The organism is Flavobacterium sp. NG2 (assembly GCF_034119845.1).
GTDB lineage: Bacteria > Bacteroidota > Bacteroidia > Flavobacteriales > Flavobacteriaceae > Flavobacterium.
On the sequence record NZ_CP139420.1, the window covers coordinates 2926474 to 2943362 of the forward strand.

The 16889-nt window shown below is 32.5% G+C and carries 14 protein-coding genes and 1 tRNA gene; 4 read left to right on the plus strand and 11 right to left on the minus strand.

Annotation, left to right across the window (positions count from 1 at the left end):
• Positions 1 to 37: 37 nt before the first annotated feature.
• On the minus strand, positions 38 to 868 hold the full coding sequence (locus SLW70_RS12195) for an IS982 family transposase (protein WP_320888702.1): 831 nt from the start codon (positions 866 to 868) through the stop codon (positions 38 to 40).
• Between the two features lie 181 nt (positions 869 to 1049).
• Here SLW70_RS12195 and SLW70_RS12200 point away from each other — a divergent pair, with 181 nt between their 5' ends.
• Entirely contained in the window at positions 1050 to 2225 is a 1176-nt protein-coding gene (locus SLW70_RS12200) for a proline dehydrogenase family protein (RefSeq protein ID WP_320888703.1), read from the plus strand.
• 183 nt (positions 2226 to 2408) lie between these two features.
• On the opposite strand, the gene SLW70_RS12205 is transcribed toward SLW70_RS12200, so the two are convergent.
• Positions 2409 to 4199 (minus strand): ABC transporter ATP-binding protein, encoded by a 1791-nt coding sequence (locus SLW70_RS12205; RefSeq protein ID WP_320888704.1) that lies wholly within the window; start codon positions 4197 to 4199, stop codon positions 2409 to 2411.
• 200 nt (positions 4200 to 4399) lie between these two features.
• On the opposite strand from SLW70_RS12205, the gene SLW70_RS12210 reads away from it, so the two are divergent.
• Positions 4400 to 4474: transfer RNA gene (locus SLW70_RS12210), tRNA-Val, on the plus strand.
• Between the two features lie 173 nt (positions 4475 to 4647).
• Here the strand turns inward: SLW70_RS12210 and SLW70_RS12215 are convergent.
• From SLW70_RS12215 to SLW70_RS12230, 4 genes are all read right to left on the minus strand, one after another.
• The gene (locus SLW70_RS12215; protein ID WP_320888705.1) at positions 4648 to 5466 is read right to left on the minus strand and encodes a hypothetical protein; all 819 of its coding nucleotides are present in this window, start codon (positions 5464 to 5466) and stop codon (positions 4648 to 4650) included.
• A gap of 70 nt (positions 5467 to 5536) precedes the next feature.
• Entirely contained in the window at positions 5537 to 7279 is a 1743-nt protein-coding gene (locus SLW70_RS12220) for an APC family permease (protein ID WP_320888706.1), read from the minus strand.
• 83 nt (positions 7280 to 7362) lie between these two features.
• Entirely contained in the window at positions 7363 to 7809 is a 447-nt protein-coding gene (locus SLW70_RS12225) for a DUF1572 family protein (RefSeq protein WP_320888707.1), read from the minus strand.
• Positions 7778 to 8278, minus strand: a complete 501-nt coding sequence (locus SLW70_RS12230; RefSeq protein WP_320888708.1) for a nuclear transport factor 2 family protein — start codon at positions 8276 to 8278, stop codon at positions 7778 to 7780. Before SLW70_RS12230 ends, SLW70_RS12225 begins: the two co-directional genes overlap by 32 nt.
• A 365-nt stretch (positions 8279 to 8643) precedes the next feature.
• On the opposite strand from SLW70_RS12230, the gene SLW70_RS12235 reads away from it, so the two are divergent.
• Together SLW70_RS12235 and SLW70_RS12240 are read left to right on the plus strand one after the other, a co-directional pair.
• Positions 8644 to 10560: a DUF294 nucleotidyltransferase-like domain-containing protein gene (locus SLW70_RS12235; RefSeq protein WP_320888709.1), complete on the plus strand. Its 1917-nt coding sequence runs from the start codon at positions 8644 to 8646 to the stop codon at positions 10558 to 10560.
• 23 nt (positions 10561 to 10583) lie between these two features.
• On the plus strand, positions 10584 to 11159 hold the full coding sequence (locus SLW70_RS12240; RefSeq protein WP_320888711.1) for a 3'-5' exonuclease: 576 nt from the start codon (positions 10584 to 10586) through the stop codon (positions 11157 to 11159).
• Here SLW70_RS12240 and SLW70_RS12245 read toward each other — a convergent pair.
• The 5 genes from SLW70_RS12245 to sucD form a co-directional block, all read right to left on the minus strand.
• A complete protein-coding gene (locus tag SLW70_RS12245) occupies positions 11152 to 12114 on the minus strand; it encodes a YeiH family protein (RefSeq protein ID WP_414458226.1) in 963 nt (320 codons plus the stop codon). The two genes, SLW70_RS12240 and SLW70_RS12245, sit on opposite strands and share 8 nt — an antisense overlap.
• 17 nt (positions 12115 to 12131) lie before the next feature.
• Positions 12132 to 14159 carry a hypothetical protein gene (locus tag SLW70_RS12250; protein WP_320888713.1) on the minus strand — a complete coding sequence of 676 codons (2028 nt, stop codon included), beginning with the start codon at positions 14157 to 14159 and terminating at the stop codon, positions 12132 to 12134.
• A gap of 142 nt (positions 14160 to 14301) precedes the next feature.
• Positions 14302 to 15048 carry a 3-oxoacyl-[acyl-carrier-protein] reductase gene (fabG, locus tag SLW70_RS12255; protein ID WP_320888714.1) on the minus strand — a complete coding sequence of 249 codons (747 nt, stop codon included), beginning with the start codon at positions 15046 to 15048 and terminating at the stop codon, positions 14302 to 14304.
• 119 nt (positions 15049 to 15167) lie between these two features.
• Entirely contained in the window at positions 15168 to 15593 is a 426-nt protein-coding gene (locus SLW70_RS12260; RefSeq protein ID WP_320888715.1) for a hypothetical protein, read from the minus strand.
• 420 nt (positions 15594 to 16013) lie between these two features.
• Complete coding sequence (sucD, locus tag SLW70_RS12265) at positions 16014 to 16886, minus strand: succinate--CoA ligase subunit alpha (protein WP_320888716.1); 873 nt, start codon at positions 16884 to 16886, stop codon at positions 16014 to 16016.
• Positions 16887 to 16889 lie beyond the last annotated feature (3 nt).

Here is a 16889-nt window from a genome sequence, read left to right on the forward strand (position 1 = left end):
TCACGAATTAAAATAGAGTTATAATTAATTCAAGTTGCTAGTTAATAGCCTTATTTAATTGTAGTCCAAAGACAAATAGTGTTAGTTTTATTAAAAAACCTTCTAATGTAACAGCATGAATTGTTCTTGGAAACATTTTCTTTATATCACTTATTGTTGTTTCTACTCTTTTCCTCATCTTGAGTTTTTCGTTTTTTTGTTCTAGCGTATCAATTCTTTTAGCATTTGACTTACGTTGAATTTTTAATAAGATGCATTTTTTATTTAATGCAATGTCTTCTAGTCCGTAATCTGTATAGGCACTATCACCATATAATGAAGCTTCTACATGTAATTTATCAATCATTTTCCCTAAAGCTTTTGCATCGCCAGTTTTTCCTGGCGTGAAATGAAAAGCTATTGGAATCCCATCCTTTGTGGTGAGTAATTGTACTTTTACTCCATAAAAATAACTTCGCATACTGGCAGTATAGCCTCTCCATTTATTACCTGAAACAATCTTACAATTTGTAATCCTCATATTGTTGCAAACTGAAACAGGAAAAGAATCAATGATATAATGCATTTCACAACAGAAATCTTTAAAATAAGAACTTACTATCTCAAATAACTCGTATAAAAGTTTTCCAACTTTATGTAAACGTCTATTGAATCTACTCTTATCAAGCATATTAGGGATGAATCCATATTGTTTCATAAATTTTATAGCAGAGCAATGATTACCATAAAAACTCGTTGAAGAAACTATTGCAGTCAAGATAATTTCGCTATCACTAACTTGTCTTCTTACATCTTCAACATGTTGAATTCCTTGTAAAATATCATCTATTAAACAAAAAATTGATATAATTTTGTCTTTACAAAGCATTGGGGAGGTTTATTGGTTCGCAAAACAAATTTACTTAACCTCTGCTTTGTTTTTATACTACAGCAACTAGCAACTTGAATTAATTAATAAAATTCGTGAATTCATAGATTTTTTTTAAAATTTGACTCTCTATCTAACGAATAGATTTTGATAACTTTACTTAAAATGCATTATTAATTTCATGGAAAAAATATTCAACAATACAGAGATTGCTTTCTCGTTGAAGACAGATACCGAGCTAGAAAGGGCATATTTTTTATTCAAGATGATTGCTAATGAACCGCTAGTTCGCATAGGTACATTAGTAGCTAATTTTGCATTGAAAGCCCATTTACCTGTTGAGGGTTTAATAAGAGCGACTGTTTTTGATCATTTTTGCGGTGGTGTTAATGAAGATGATTGCCTTAAAGTAGTTGATAAAATGTTTACCAAAGGTGTTTCGTCAGTCTTGGATTATTCAGTCGAGGGGAAGGAAACCGAGGAGCAATTTGAATTAGCTTTAGCAATGATTTTAAAGACTGTTGATTTTGCTAAAGAAAGATTGGCTATTCCGTTTGCCGTTTTTAAACCTACAGGATTAGGCCGTTTTTATTTGTTTGAAAAAAAGAGCAAAAATGAAAAACTGACCGTTCAAGAACAAGAAGAATGGAATAGGGTAGTTGCTCGTTTTGATAAAATATGTAAAGAGGGTTTTGATAAGGATGTACCTTTGCTAGTAGATGCCGAAGAAAGTTGGTTACAAAATGCTGTTGATGACTTGACTTTAGCTATGATGCGAAAATACAACTCCAAAAAAGCTATTGTTTATAATACGTTTCAAATGTATCGTTGTGATCGATTGGATTATTTGAAAAAAATAAAAGATTTGGCCAGTGAAGAAGGTTTTTATTTTGGTGTTAAATTAGTTCGTGGAGCTTATATGGAAAAGGAAAGAGAACGGGCAATTGAATTAAATTATTCTTCTCCAATTTGTGAAACCAAAGAAATGACAGATAGAAATTATAATGATGCGCTCTTGTTTGCTATTGAGAACTTAGAAACAATAGCGCTTTTTCTTGGGTCGCATAACGAAAAAAGTTGTTATTACTTAATGGGTTTAATGGCTCAAAAGAATATTCAGCCAGATGATAAGAGAATTTGGTTCGGTCAATTGTATGGGATGAGCGACAATATCAGTTATAATTTAGCTCAAGAAGGGTATAATGTTGCTAAATATTTGCCTTTTGGACCTGTCAAAGACGTGATGCCTTACTTAATTCGTCGGGCAGAGGAGAACACTTCAGTGGTGGGGCAAACCAATCGAGAATTGGAGTTAATCAAAACTGAAAGAGAACGGAGAAAAAATAATGTCAAATAAGTCCAGATGTTTTTCTCTAGCCCTGACAGCAGCGGCATCCTTGTGGCGGCTGGCATTTATGCCGCCACAAGATACAGCGGATGGCAGGAACGATATTTTCTAAAAAGTCCTAGTCTTCTGCTCCCAAAAAAAAACTCCATTTCTATGACGGAAATGGAGCTTTAGCGTGTGTTTTGTTAAAACTTAAGAATGACTAAACTGTAAATTACTTAAATTTTTATAAATACCATTTTCTAGTAAAATCAGCTCTTTGTGTGTTCCTTGTTCAGAAATCGTTCCGTTATCCAGAACTAAAATCTGGTCAGCAGAGCGAATGGTTGATAAACGGTGCGCAATAATAATACTAGTTCTTCCTTGCATCAAAATCTCTAAAGCTTCTTGAACTAATTTCTCACTTTCACTGTCTAATGAAGAAGTTGCTTCGTCAAGAATCAGAATACTCGGATTTTTAAGTAAAGCACGAGCAATAGCGATTCGCTGGCGTTGTCCACCTGAAAGTTTGATTCCTCTTTCTCCCACGATGGTCTCGAACTTTTCTGGGAAACCTTCAATAAAATTTAAAGCATTTGCTTGTTTGGCTGCTACTAATATTTCTTCGTCAGTAGCATTTGGTTTTCCGTAAGCGATGTTTTCCTTAATAGTTCCACCAAAAAGAATCACGTCTTGCGGAACGATACTCATATTACCTCGCAATTCTTCGAGGTCATAATCGTAAATATTTTTTCCGTCAATGACAATTTCGCCACTAGAAATGTCGTAAAAACGTAATAATAAAGAGGCTATAGTGGATTTTCCAGCACCACTAGGACCTACAACGGCTATCTTTTGACCAAAATCAGCAGTGAAATTGACGTCTTTCAATACTTGGATTTCTTTTCGCGAAGGGTAACTAAAGGCAACATTTTTAAAGCTTACTGTTCCTTTTATTTTGGTTACAATTGTATCATGAGGTTGTGAATTTATTTTTTCGGGAGTTTCGTCTAATAATTCAAAAACACGTTCCGTAGCACCTACAGCTTTTTGAATTTGCGCATACATTTCAGCGATTCCGCCAAATGAAGCACCAATAAAAGTGGTGTAAAGTATAAATGAAATTAAATCACCTACACCTTCAACTTCGCCCTTAATAGTTAATGTTATTCCGTACCAAACTACAGCTACAACGCAACCAAACAAACATAAGATGATAAATGAGGCAAAATACCCTCTGTATTGACCACCTTTGATTGCGATAGATACGATTTCTTTAATTTTATTCTTATAACGCTGTAATTCGTACCACTCATTGGCGAAAGCCTTAACATTACTAATTCCTTGTAAAGTTTCCTCAACGATAACTTGACTTTCGGCCACTTTGTCTTGGGTCATTTTTCCGTATTTACGAATAAATCTTCCGAATATCACCGCTGCAACTGCTACAACAGGAACAACACAAAGCATCATAAGTGTTAGTTTAGGACTAATACTTCCTAAAATTATAAATCCACCAATTATTAAAATGAATTGTCTAAGAAATTCGGCTATAGTTGTGGTTAGGGTATCTTGTAATTGTGAAATATCGGCACTTATGCGACTGTTAAGTTCACCAACACGTTTTTGAGAGAAAAACGACATTGGAAGTTTAATTAAATTCTCGTACAGCGCAAAACGAATATTGGATAAGGTGTTCTCCGTAAAATTAACAAAAAGGGAGATTCTGAAAAATGAAAAAATAGCTTGAAGGCAAAGGATTCCCATTAGTGCCAAAGCAATTTCATTAGCTTTACCTAAGTCTTTGTCTGTAACACAATCCACAAGCATTCCCATTAGTTTAGGAAAAGCAAGAGCTGTTGCACTAGTTAGTAATAAAAAAACTAAACCAATAAAAAATTTCCATTTATGATTATGGGTGTAATTGAATATTCTTAGAGCTTTTTGTAGTGAACTACTAGTAAGTTTTGCTTTGGGTAAATCATTTTCTTTAAAACGAGCCATGGTATTGAATTTGTTTCCGCAAATGTAATACTATCGAAGGGTATTACAAAAAAATACTAAATCATTAAAGTATTGTGATTGAGTAACTAAGAAAATAATGTTGAATTTTTATTAATTTATTTTCAAAAAACGCTTGTAAATACAAAATCTAGTTCTATATTTGCACTCGCAATACAGAACAAGTATAGCAAAATAAAATAGGGCGATTAGCTCAGCTGGTTCAGAGCACCTCGTTTACACCGAGGGGGTCGGGGGTTCGAACCCCTCATCGCCCACAAAACTTCTCAAGAAATTGAGAAGTTTTTTTTTGCTCTTTTTTGATTTTTTCTTCAAAAAAAAAGTTTATTGAAATTCATTTCAATAAACTTTCAAGAAAATTATATTTTTAAGGGCTTTACAGTGTTTTTTCGCCAACTATTTCTGTCCGCATTATCTTTTGAAAAAAAAATTAAATTTTAGTATAAATTCCTAAATTTAATGATGGGGCTAGGGGAGCGTTGTCATTTCCAAAAGCTCCGAAAACAGAGAAGTTAGCTCCGAATTTGTCGGGTGTAAATTCGTAATTCAATTTTAACCCCATAGCATTATAAGTCTGGCGATCTAAATAAGAAGGCCATTGCGTACTATTGTTATTGAAAGCAGTTTCTTTTGAAATTACATTTTTAGAATTAAAAGCAAGGATAATATGTCCTTTTGGAATGATATTATAACCTAATTCAGCATCCAATTTTACGTAATCAGAATAATTGTTACTCATATAACCATACCCTAAATTTCCAAAATAATACCATTTTCCAGTACTTGTTCCAGCTGCTAGGTAAGGAATTAAACTATTAGCAGCAAAACCAGTGCTTAATCCGTTATCGTAATCAATAGTATTTGCTACATATTGTAGTCCTGCACTAACTTTCCAAGCTTGGTCATACAATTTGTATTTCAACCCTATGGTAATATTCCCCAATCCCGATAAATCAGCCGTAGCATTGTTTATAGCCGATTTTACACTGACAATTTTGTATGGTACAATCAATTGCGCTTCGAGTTTGTCAGTTAGTCCAAACTCTGTATATAACTGTGTCGTAACATCACTATAATCAGCATTCAAATCAACTGTTTTTCCATCGATTTCAGCTTGGTTATAAAATATTCCAGAAGCTCCTAATTGAATATAGGCTTTCCCTTTTTCTTTTGTCCACGGACTTTGTGCTTGAATGAATTGCGAAAATAAAAGAATCACAATTACGACTAACTTAGACTGTTGTTTCATAATTATTTCATTTTAAGAATTAATTAATAAGACGATAATACTCTAAATCCTGACACAAAAGCCGAGATATTTACATAATCAATCGGACACCACCTAATTCAGAAACTCGATAAGAGAAGCGATCACCAGGAGAACCTATAAACATAAAGTTTTTAGGGATATTCCATTCATTCGATAAAATATCAATAATTTCAGGGCCAAAAACACCTTCTAACTCAATAAATTCAATGTCAATTTCAGGATAAGCTCTATCTAAAACTTTAAGGTCAGAAATTAACAAATCATTGTTTATATGATCTTTATTAATATTTACGATTTTTAATTTTTTAGTAGTTTCATTATTTTGAACGTACTGCATTACTTTGTTTATTATCGCAACATCATCACCTTTGGTAAAAAACACAAACTCTTGAGAGTTTATTTTTAAATTCATTTTTAGCAAATAACGGTTACTAAAAATCACCATTTTACGAAGTGGTTTGTAAAAATACTCTAAAGCCTCAATTAAGACTTTGATAAGAAAAGAACGATTAAGCATCACGCTAACAAATAATAAAGCAGGAGCAAGATATTTTATAAAAGTGTAAAACGAATCAACATTCAATTGAACATTCCCTATAAAGGCTGCTATAATCAAAGAAACCGCAAAAATCACCGAAATTCCTCTTGCTTTTTCAGGACGTGGCAGTTTCTTTCTTTTGAATTTCAATAATAAATTTCCAATACCAAACAATCCCATAACAGCTAAAAAGGAAAAAGTATACACACCCGCAAGTGCAATTAAGTCTCCTTTGGTTACTAATAAAACAGATATACAAAGAATTAAAAAGCTAATGATAATTCTATAATTTGAGCCTCTTTTATTTTGTTTTAAGAAATAGTTAGGTAAAATTCTGTCCAATGTCATACGATTCAATAATCCAGAAACCCCCACAAAAGAAGTCAATACTGCTCCGCAAAGTACCAAAACAGCATCAATAGAAATTAAATAAGCTAACCAAGATCCTCCAGTAGTATTCCCTAAATAGGCTAATAACGACTCATGGTGTTCTCCAACTTCGGCTAAAGGAATGATGCATATCAATAGTAAAGCAATTACAGGGTTGAAAAAACTAACTATAGCCCACATATTACGCAAGGTTTTTGGAAACACACCTTGTTCTTGCTCTTCTACAAAGTTTGCCGAACTTTCAAATCCAGAAATACCTAACATTGCTGCTGAGAACCCTAAAAACAGTGCATTAACAATTCCTCCAGACGAAATTGGAAGACTCCAGTTGATATAAAAAGTATCTAATCCATTGGTAAAAATAAAAAATGCAGAAGCCAATACAAGTAAACTTAAGGTGGTCAAATGAGTGATAAAAATGACCACAGCCACAATGGCAGATTCTCCAATACCTAAAATAGCTAAGCCTGTAAATAACAACAATATAACAATAGTAGCAATGGTTATATTGATACTTGGGGCAATACCGTGTAAATAATGCATTCCTTCGGAGGCTGATATTACGGCAGTTGCCATATAAGATAAAACGGTCAAGGTTGCTGCAAGTGAAGCTAATCTTTTTGAAGATGTATTAAGCAAAACATTGTAAGCACCACCATTCAATGGAATTGCTCCAACGACTTCATTATAAATTTTACGAAACAAAAAAAGAACTACTGCAACTAATAATAAAGAAATCCACGCATATTGCCCTGCATATAAGATGGTTAGTGCTGAAACATATAAGCAAGAAGAACTAATATCATTCCCACAAATAGCCGTTGCTTGTAATTCATTTAATTTTTTATGTACTATTTCTTTCATTGTCTAATAAATTTTATCTTATAAAGAGTGCTGCAAGGTAAGAGTTTGTGAATAATTTCCAAATTAACTTTTAAAATTTAATATTAACTATCCAGTAAGCGTCTGTGATAATTAATTTGGCCTAGATGATAAGCTAGGTGAGTGGTAAGGTGAATTAGCATGAATTCAGTAGTTGTTTTTTCTTTAAAAACTACTATAGGAAAATCTTCTAAAAGTTGTTCTTCAGATAAAAGTTCTAAACTAGTATTTACTATCTGAATGGTTTCTTCAAGTTTAAGAATCAAATCTTGTTTGGGAATGTTTTTTAACGAAAATTCTAAATCTCTCTGACGTTTATATCCAGTATTACCTAAGGTTGCACCGATATAAGTGTTTAGATTTCCAACTATATGCAAGCAAAGATTACCAGCCGAATTTGTAATTTGTTTATCGGTATTCCAAATGCTTTTTTCGGTTTTGTAGGCTTCAATTTCCGATTTCAATCGAGTTAAGTCACGATTAAAGAGTTGAATTAGAGTGTTTAGTATCAAAATGTGTTTTTTTATATTTTTTTAAAGAAATTAATGCATTTTCATGGATTTTTTTCTGCATAAATCCCGTCCAACCAAAAAGAAAACCCTTTAAGCCAAGTGCTTGGGTGGCCCATTTCCATATATCAAAGTCATCGGTATGTTTGATAATTAAACCGTCTTTGAAATGAAAATTAGCATATATTTTATTGATTACCTTTCTTTTACGAGGACCGTAATTATAAGTAGCAATCCATGTGGCTGAACCTAAAAAATTATCAGCTTTTACATTAGATAATTCAATCTTTAGGTTACCTTGGCTTTTTTCAGCTAACATCGACCACATGCATAATACATCTTTGCCATGTAACAAACCAAAAATAGGGTCTCGAAATCTAATTATTGAATCATAACAGCTAAACATAATTTCGGTATCTGCATTAGCAAATGCAGTATAAAACTTGTGTATTGTTTTTTCGTTTGGAGTCATTTATTTCTAGATAAGGGATAGTAAAAATAGTGTTTTATTTTATTGAAGTTAATTTTTAGTTGTTTTATTGTAAAAATTATATTCATTAATTAAAATAGACGGTTTCATAATTGAATCATAATTTATATTATGTAAAATAGAATTATTAAGAACACCTCTTATTCCCATATATAATAAGAAATGATTAAAATGAATTAAATAAGCCAAATATATCTTGTATGACAGTAAAAAGATTATTATTTTTCAGATATTCGGATTAAATGAATTGAAAAAAAATATTTTAATAAAAGAATTAGAATCAATTCACCAGATATGATTTTGACTATTAATTTTATTAATTTTGCTTAACAGAACTTTCAAAAACTATGAATTCAATTGCTACTCAAATTGCAGATTTTTTAAAAGAATACACGCCCTTTAATCATTTAACTGTTGCAGAATTATCAGAGATTGCATCGAGTATTCGCGTTCTAAATTTAGAAAAAAACAAAACAATTTTCAAAATAAACGATCCACTACACGATAGCTTTTATGTAGTAGCGTCTGGATTGATAAATCTTTATATTATTTCGGATGCAGAAGAAACAATTCTAGATAAATGTCATCAAGGAACTATCTTTGGTTTACGTCCGTTTTTTGCTAAAAACAATTATATGATGACAGCAAAAGCGCGTGAAGAAAGTGTTGTTTATGCTATACCAATTGCTGTTTTTAGACCATTTGTAGCTAATAATTCGGATGTATTAAATCAATTGTTAGAAAGTTTCGCAATTGACAAACGTAATACAAAGGATAAAAAAAATTACGAAAGTAACTTAATCTCCGAAAATGCTTTTTTTACAGGACAACAGTCGGGAATGCAATTTTTTCAAAATTTAACTTTCAACACTTCTCCTCTATTAACTAATGGTAATACTGTTATTAAAGAAGTAGCACAACTGATGGCAGAAATGAGAGTGAATAATGCGATTGTATGCGAGAATAATATTCCTGTTGGTATTGTCACAGATAAAGACATGACTTCTAAAATTGCTACGGGGCGTTTTCCTATTACTGATACTGCCGATGCCATAATGTCTTGGCCTGTGATTACCGTGACAGAAAATGTTTCTCTTGCTGAAGCTCAATTATTAATGCTTAAGAATAATGTTGCTCATTTATGTGTTACAGTTGATGGTTCTGATAAAACAGAAATTAAGGGTGTTATTTCTGAGCATGATTTAATTTTGGCTCAAGCCAATAATCCAGGTGTATTGGTAAAAGAAATCAAACGTTCTCAATCAGCTGGTGAATTAAAACAAATTCGTTTGCGTTTGGCCGATATTATTCAATCATCTATTCAAAAAAACATTCCTTTAACCCACGTTTCAAATATTGCAAGTGAGGTTAATTTTGCTATTCTGAGAAGAGCCGTTGAGCAGTCTATTTTAGAATTAGGCTCCCCTCCTGCTCGTTTTGCTTGGTTAAGTATTGGTAGTCAAGCGAGAAAAGAACAGTTGTTGTTTACAGATCAAGATAGTTACTTAGTTTTTGAGGATGTGGCTCCAGAAAAATTTAGAGACATCAAAGATTACTTTTTGAAGTTAGCCCAAAAAACAACATTAAAGCTTGAAAAAGTAGGCTATTCTTTGTGTCCAAATGGGCATATGGCTAGTAATATGATTTGGTGTAAATCATTGTCTGACTGGTTAAAACAGTATGACACTTGGATGAGAACTCCAGGAGATAATAAAAACGAATTGAGCAGTATCTTTTTTGATTACGAAATTGTTTTTGGTGACCAAAGAATTGAAGATGCTATAAATACGATTGTTTTTGAAAATGCAAGTAACAATCCTTTATTCTACGATTTTCTAGGTAATGATTGTTTGCGTAAAAATGCTCCTTTGAGTTTCTTTAAGAAATTTATTGTGGAAGAAGATGGTCCTCACAAAGATAAATTTGATATCAAAACCCGTGCATTGATGCCACTTATTGATGGAGCACGTTTGTTTACACTTAGTTATGGTATCAAAGGAATCAACAATACCTACATCCGATTCAAACAATTGGCGATAACAGATCCAAAGCATTCTGAAATTTATCTTGATTGTGCTGACGCTTTTTTAACCTTAACTAAATTTAGAACTTTAGAAGGGATTAAAAACGATGATTCTGGACAATATATTAATATTGAAGAATTGACTAAAATTGATCGTGAAAAGCTTAAAAATGCACTCTTGCCAATGAAAGAATTGGAAGATTTGATTAAAAATAAATTTCAATTAACTCATTTTTCTTAATTATGTTAGATTGGTTAAAAAGCATGAATAAAGTTTATCCAGAATTCTGGAAGACTTATTTATCGACATTCAATAAAAAATCCAAAAGATATGTAATTCTTTCAACTGAAACTACAGGAGAAAATTTATATAAAGATGTGATTTTGACTTTTGGTGCATTCTCAGTAATAGATGATAGTATTCATATTGGTGATAATTTTGAAGCTGTTTTGATGCAATACAAATATTTTCATGATAACAAGCTTCCTTTTGATTTTATCGTTGAAAGTAAGTTGAAAAAAATGGGAGAACCTGACGCTATCAAAGCCTTTATTGATTATTTAGGAAATGCCATTTTAGTAGGACACAATATCAATTTTCATGTGGAAATGATTAATGCTGCGTTAGAACGCTTAGAATGTGGTCATTTGAAAAATGAAGCTCTGGACATCAATATTATGCATCAAAAATTGGTCGAGATTACAGACCAAGATTTTAGTTTGGATGAGTTGTTTGCGATTTATAAAATTAATAACGAAGAAAAAGGTTCTGCTCCAGATACCGCTTATAAAATGGCATTATTATTTTTAAAATTAAAATCTAGATTAGGTCTTAAGTAAAGCACATAATTGAAACTAAGGCTAATGCAGCAATAAAAAACCATAGCAACACACCTTGGAGTAAAGGTTTAAAACCTACTGAGCGTAAGACATTAAAATTCAAACCTGACCCTATTAAAAATAAGGTTATTGTCAAACCAACTTTAGCAACAACAACTATTTTTGGAGCAAACAAAGCAATTTCAGGCAGATAGGTATTTAAAAGCATGGCTAAAATAAAGAATCCAATGAAATATGGGATTTTAATTTTGCTAGACTTGTTTTTAAAAAGTATCGTGGTCAACAAAGCTACTGGTATAATCCATAATGCCCTAGCCAATTTAACCGTAGTAGCTACTTCTAATGCCTCATGACCAAATTTATTTGCAGCGCCTACCACAGAACTCGTGTCGTGAATGGCAATAGCGCACCATAAACCAAATTCTTGCTGTGTTAGGCTAAGCCAATGACCAACAGAGGGAAAAAGAAAAAGAGCGATAGAATTTAAAATAAAAATCACTCCCAAAGCTACAGAGGTTTGTTTTTCATCTGACTTAATGATGGGTGCAATGGCCGCAATGGCGCTGCCTCCACAAATTGCTGTTCCACACGAAATCAAATGTGACGTTTTCTTTTCGATAGACAACCATCTACCAATGAGGTATCCAAAACCAATGGTAGCAACGATAGAGCTAATAGTAAACAGAAAACTAGTTGAACCAATGGCTAAAGCGTTCAACGCATTCATCCCAAAACCTAAACCGACTACTGAAAATTGCAATAAATACCGAATTGCGATATGATTAAAAGGCAAAAAAGGGTGTCCAGAAAGATTGGCTACTACTAAACCTAACAATAAAGCTACTGGAGGGGAAACTTTAGCAAATACACACGTAAGCAGTAACAGTATAAAAAATATTTTTTGAACTGTCTTATTAGATTCTAAAAATGAAAATAGAGTTAGTATTTTTTTCAACCTATAATTTTAAATGATTACAACAAACCATTGTATTTTCGAACAAACCATTCAACCGAAAGAAATCCAGCAATCATTATCAATAACCAATACCATTCAATTAAAGGCGAACGGTTAATTTTGTTTTTTTGAATGGTTTTATAATTTTCATCATTAACCAAAGTATGAATCAATTCACTAATTTGATTAGGATAATAAACCTTCCCTCCTGTTTGAGTTGCTAATTGATTTAATTTTTCATTATCTGGATTTACAAATTGTTTTTCGATCTCAAAATCTAAAACCTCAAATTTGCCTGAATAATTACTATTTGAGTTTAATTCCTTAACAGTAAAAGTATAATTACCCGCTCCAAGTCCGTCTAGGTTTACTTTATAGGCATTGTTCGTTTTTAATAAATCGTAGTTTTTAGTTTGCTTGGTTTTGTTATTGCTAACTGAAATAGTTAGATGCGCTTTTTCGTCAAACTCATAATTTTTATTAAAATATTGAGCTGAAATTTCAATTCCTTCACCTGAATTATAAAAGTTTTCATGTTGGACAACTAATGATTTCTTAGTGTTGTTAGAGGCTAGAAACTGAATGGTTTTATCTATAAAAACATCATATCTATCAGCCGACTGATTGTCAATGGTATTTGTCAAACGCCATTTCCAGCTATTTTCTCCAAACAAAAACGCCATTCGTTTTCCTTGATTTTCGGTAAAAGATAACAAAGGCGCATTGGTATCAATATTTCTAATTTTTGACGAAAGTAAAACAGCAATATTTCCTTTGGTTGTAATTTTTCCAAAAGGATTTTCTAGTGGTGGTAAATTTTCGAAGCCAATATTTTCAATTGCAAAGTTGTTAAACTGCGGATTAAATCCAGCCAAATAATCCTCTTGCTGATTGCTCATTTTGAAATCAAAAAAGTCTTGTTGTTGGTTCAAAAAATTAAAATCTGTATGCATTCCAGTAATAATAAAACTGTTGATACCTGACAATTTACTTTTTTCGAAAACACTTTTAAATTCGGATGTTGGTTGGTAAAACATTACAACAGATATATCTTCTAATGTTTTGATATCATTAGGTTTAACGATTGTTACTTTACGTTGTTGATTAGATTCAATCGCTCTTTTTAACGCACCAATATCAGGATGCGAAATTGCAGAAACAATTGCAATACTTGTTTTTTGATCGATAATTTCAACAGCAAAATTCTTTGTGTTATTGTATATGTTTTTTTCTTTTTCTACAGAAGTGATCGTTGCTTTATAAACTTGTGTCCCTACTCTATCAGCAGGCAAAAGTACATTGATCACAGCTGTCTTTTTTGTAGAAGAAAAGGAAACGGTTTGCTTAACGAGTATCGAATTTCCATTTCGAATAGAAAATTCTGCTTGCACGTTTTTAGTTCCTGAATAACCAAGAAAAACTTCAACGGGGAACTTATTCTTAAAAAAAGCATACTTGTTTACATTTAGCTGATTAATCTTTAAATCCAAGACTTTGGTTGTGTCACCAATAACAACGGGAAAAATTGAATTTTCACTACCGAAACTATATACATAATCATTTCCTGAAGTTTGATTACCATCAGTGATAAGTACTGTTGGGTAGTTCTGGTTGCGATTGGTGTTCTTTAGATTTTTTGCGACAGCATCCAAATTGGTTTGAGTTCCTTTAAAATCAAAACTTTCAGAAAACAAACAATCTGCATCAAATTGAAGAGATTGAATGGTATACTTTTCTTGTAAATCTTTATTGCTAACCAAAGAGCGATAGGTATCTAAACTTGCTTTGGAGCCGTTTAAATGAGTTATAGAGCTAGAATTATCTACAACAACCGCCAATGTTGGTTTTACAATTTCTAAAGTATTCTTGGTAATCATCGGATTGATTAACAATAATAGAATACTAAAAAAAGATAAAAAACGCAAAAAAGCCAAAAACAAATTCAATTTTGAATTGTTCTTGGCTTTATATAGGTATTGAAAATAAGACAAACCACCCGCTACTAACAAAGAAACTAGTATTAATAGAATGGTGCTTGTTGTCATATTTAATTAGTGTTCAATATTCAGTTTTTTAGTGATCAGTAATTCTAGTTAGTGTTCAGTATTAAGATTTTTAGTGATCAGTAGTTTAATTTTAAATCTACATCACAAAACTGCATACTTAAACCTGAATACTGAAAACTTCTTAAGTAAGCATTCCTCCACAAACATTTAATGTTTGTCCAGTTACATATGCACTCATATCTGATGCTAAGAAAAGACAAGCGTTAGCAACATCTTCAGTAGTTCCACCGCGTTTCAACGGAATACCGTCTCTCCATCCTTGAACGACATCTTCGCTTAGTTTAGCAGTCATTTCAGTTTCAATAAATCCAGGTGCAATAGCGTTGCAACGAATGTTACGAGAACCTAACTCTAAAGCTACAGATTTAGTAAAACCAATAACACCCGCTTTTGAAGCTGCATAATTTGTTTGACCAGCGTTACCTTGAACTCCCACAACACTACTCATGTTGATGATAGAGCCAGCACGTTTTTTCAAAAATGTTTTTTGAACCGCTTTAGTCATATTAAATACTGACTTCAAATTTACCGCAATAACATCATCAAAATCAGCTTCTGAAATACGCATTAATAAATTGTCTTTTGTGATTCCGGCGTTGTTGATTAAGATATCAATTGTTCCAAAATCAGCTAAAACAGTATCTATCAAAGTTTGTGCTTCGTTAAAATCAGCTGCATTTGATTTGTATCCTTTAGCTTTGATACCTAAAGCATTCAATTCGTTTTCTAATGCTAAAGCAGATTCAACTGATGAACTGTATGTAAAAGCGACATTAGCTCCGTGTTTTGCAAAAACTTCAGCAACACCTCTTCCAATTCCGCGACTTGCGCCTGTTATTATGGCTACTTTTCCTTCTAGTAATTTCATATTTTGGTATAAGATTTTTTTCGAGTTACAAATATAGATTATTTAGCCATTTTATGAAATTTGTTAAACAAAAAAAGCCTTACAGAAGTAAAGCTTTTTTGAATATTTGTTGGTCTTTCTTAGAAAGCCACGTTCCATCTTGGTAATTTACCATTTGCATCAACATAATTTTGCAAAACCTGCCCTTCAACAGCTGTTGGAATTCCTTTGATTTGGTCATTGAAAGTTTCGAACCAAAGTACTTCTAATCTTTCGATGTTTTCTAATTTCATTTGTGCTGGCCAAGAATATTTTCTTCCTGTTTTTGCAAATTGGTGTCCGTTTACGATTTTATCGTACAAACCTCCATTTTTACTTTTCAAAGAACCATCATTTTGTACTGTTCCAGTAGAACCTACCATGATTAATTCTTTTTCTTCACCATTGATAGCGTTTACAACAAAAACACCGCTTCCTTCAGAAGCATTACACACTTCTTCTAAACTATCTTCAATAGTAAAAGTAAAACTATTGTTATTTTTAAACTTTTCTAATTCTTTGTACATTATTTATATTTTTTGCAAAGGTACTAAGATTTTGAGAAACTTAGCCTTTAAGTTTTTGTTAGAATTTGAAATACCGATTAAAAACGATAAACAATTTCTTTTTTAGGGATAAAAAAGAGTAAAATCATGAAGTTTTATGTTATTCCTTAAGATTTGACCACTTTTCAAAAGTTGTCAAATCTGTTTTGTTCTAAAATAAACATTAATAAGAATCCTAATGTTTCATTCTGAGCCCTGATGGGAGCGGCATCCTTGTGGCGGTGGCGTTTATGCCGCCACAAGATATAGCGGACAGCAGGAACCCAACTTTCCTAAAAACACCGAATGTTCTGCTCCTAAAGCCTTAAATTTAATACAAAAAAAAGCTCCGTCTGTTAGTTCAACAAGACGGAGCTTTTAGTATTTAAATAAAATTAAGGATTAACCCATAATTTCTTTTACTTTTTTACCAATTTCAGCTGGTGAATCAACAACGTGGATTCCGTTGTCTCTCATGATTTGTTTTTTAGCAGCAGCAGTGTCATCAGAACCTCCAACGATAGCTCCAGCGTGCCCCATTGTTCTACCAGCAGGAGCAGTTTCTCCAGCGATAAAACCAATAACTGGTTTACGGTTACCATCAGCTTTGATCCATTTAGCAGCATCAGCTTCTAATTGACCACCAATTTCACCAATCATAATGATACATTCAGTTTCTGGATCGTTCATTAATAATTCAACTGCTTCTTTAGTAGTTGTTCCAATGATTGGATCTCCACCAATTCCGATAGCTGTAGTAATTCCTAAACCTTGTTTTACAACTTGGTCAGCAGCTTCGTAAGTTAAAGTTCCTGATTTAGAAACGATTCCTACAGTTCCTTTTTTGAAAACGAAACCTGGCATGATACCTACTTTAGCTTCTCCTGGAGTGATTACACCTGGACAGTTAGGACCAATTAATCTAGCGTTTCTTTGTTTCACATAATTGTTCGCTTTGATCATATCAGCTACAGGAATTCCCTCAGTGATAGCGATAATTACTTTAATACCTGCATCAGCAGCTTCCATAATAGCATCAGCAGCAAAAGCTGGTGGTACAAAAATAATAGAAGTATCAGCACCTGCTTGTTCAACAGCGTCTTTTACAGTGTTAAATACAGGACGCTCTAAATGTGTAGAACCACCTTTACCTGGAGTTACTCCACCAACAACGTTAGAACCGTATTCAATCATTTGAGAAGCGTGGAATGTACCTTCACTTCCTGTAAATCCTTGAACAATTATTTTGGAATCTTTATTAACTAAAACACTCATGAT

Bases quoted from the DNA above. Each gene is read 5' to 3' on its own strand.
- SLW70_RS12240 (WP_320888711.1), top strand. From the start codon at position 10,584: ATGAATAAAGTTTATCCAGAATTCTGGAAGACTTATTTATCGACATTC.
- SLW70_RS12200 (WP_320888703.1), top strand. From the start codon at position 1,050: ATGGAAAAAATATTCAACAATACAGAGATTGCTTTCTCGTTGAAGACA.
- SLW70_RS12215 (WP_320888705.1), bottom strand. From the start codon at position 5,466: ATGAAACAACAGTCTAAGTTAGTCGTAATTGTGATTCTTTTATTTTCG.
- SLW70_RS12195 (WP_320888702.1), bottom strand. From the start codon at position 868: ATGCTTTGTAAAGACAAAATTATATCAATTTTTTGTTTAATAGATGAT.
- SLW70_RS12230 (WP_320888708.1), bottom strand. From the start codon at position 8,278: ATGACTCCAAACGAAAAAACAATACACAAGTTTTATACTGCATTTGCT.
- SLW70_RS12220 (WP_320888706.1), bottom strand. From the start codon at position 7,279: ATGAAAGAAATAGTACATAAAAAATTAAATGAATTACAAGCAACGGCT.
- fabG (WP_320888714.1), bottom strand. From the start codon at position 15,048: ATGAAATTACTAGAAGGAAAAGTAGCCATAATAACAGGCGCAAGTCGC.
- SLW70_RS12235 (WP_320888709.1), top strand. From the start codon at position 8,644: ATGAATTCAATTGCTACTCAAATTGCAGATTTTTTAAAAGAATACACG.
- SLW70_RS12205 (WP_320888704.1), bottom strand. From the start codon at position 4,199: ATGGCTCGTTTTAAAGAAAATGATTTACCCAAAGCAAAACTTACTAGT.
- SLW70_RS12250 (WP_320888713.1), bottom strand. From the start codon at position 14,159: ATGACAACAAGCACCATTCTATTAATACTAGTTTCTTTGTTAGTAGCG.
- SLW70_RS12260 (WP_320888715.1), bottom strand. From the start codon at position 15,593: ATGTACAAAGAATTAGAAAAGTTTAAAAATAACAATAGTTTTACTTTT.
- sucD (WP_320888716.1), bottom strand. From the start codon at position 16,886: ATGAGTGTTTTAGTTAATAAAGATTCCAAAATAATTGTTCAAGGATTT.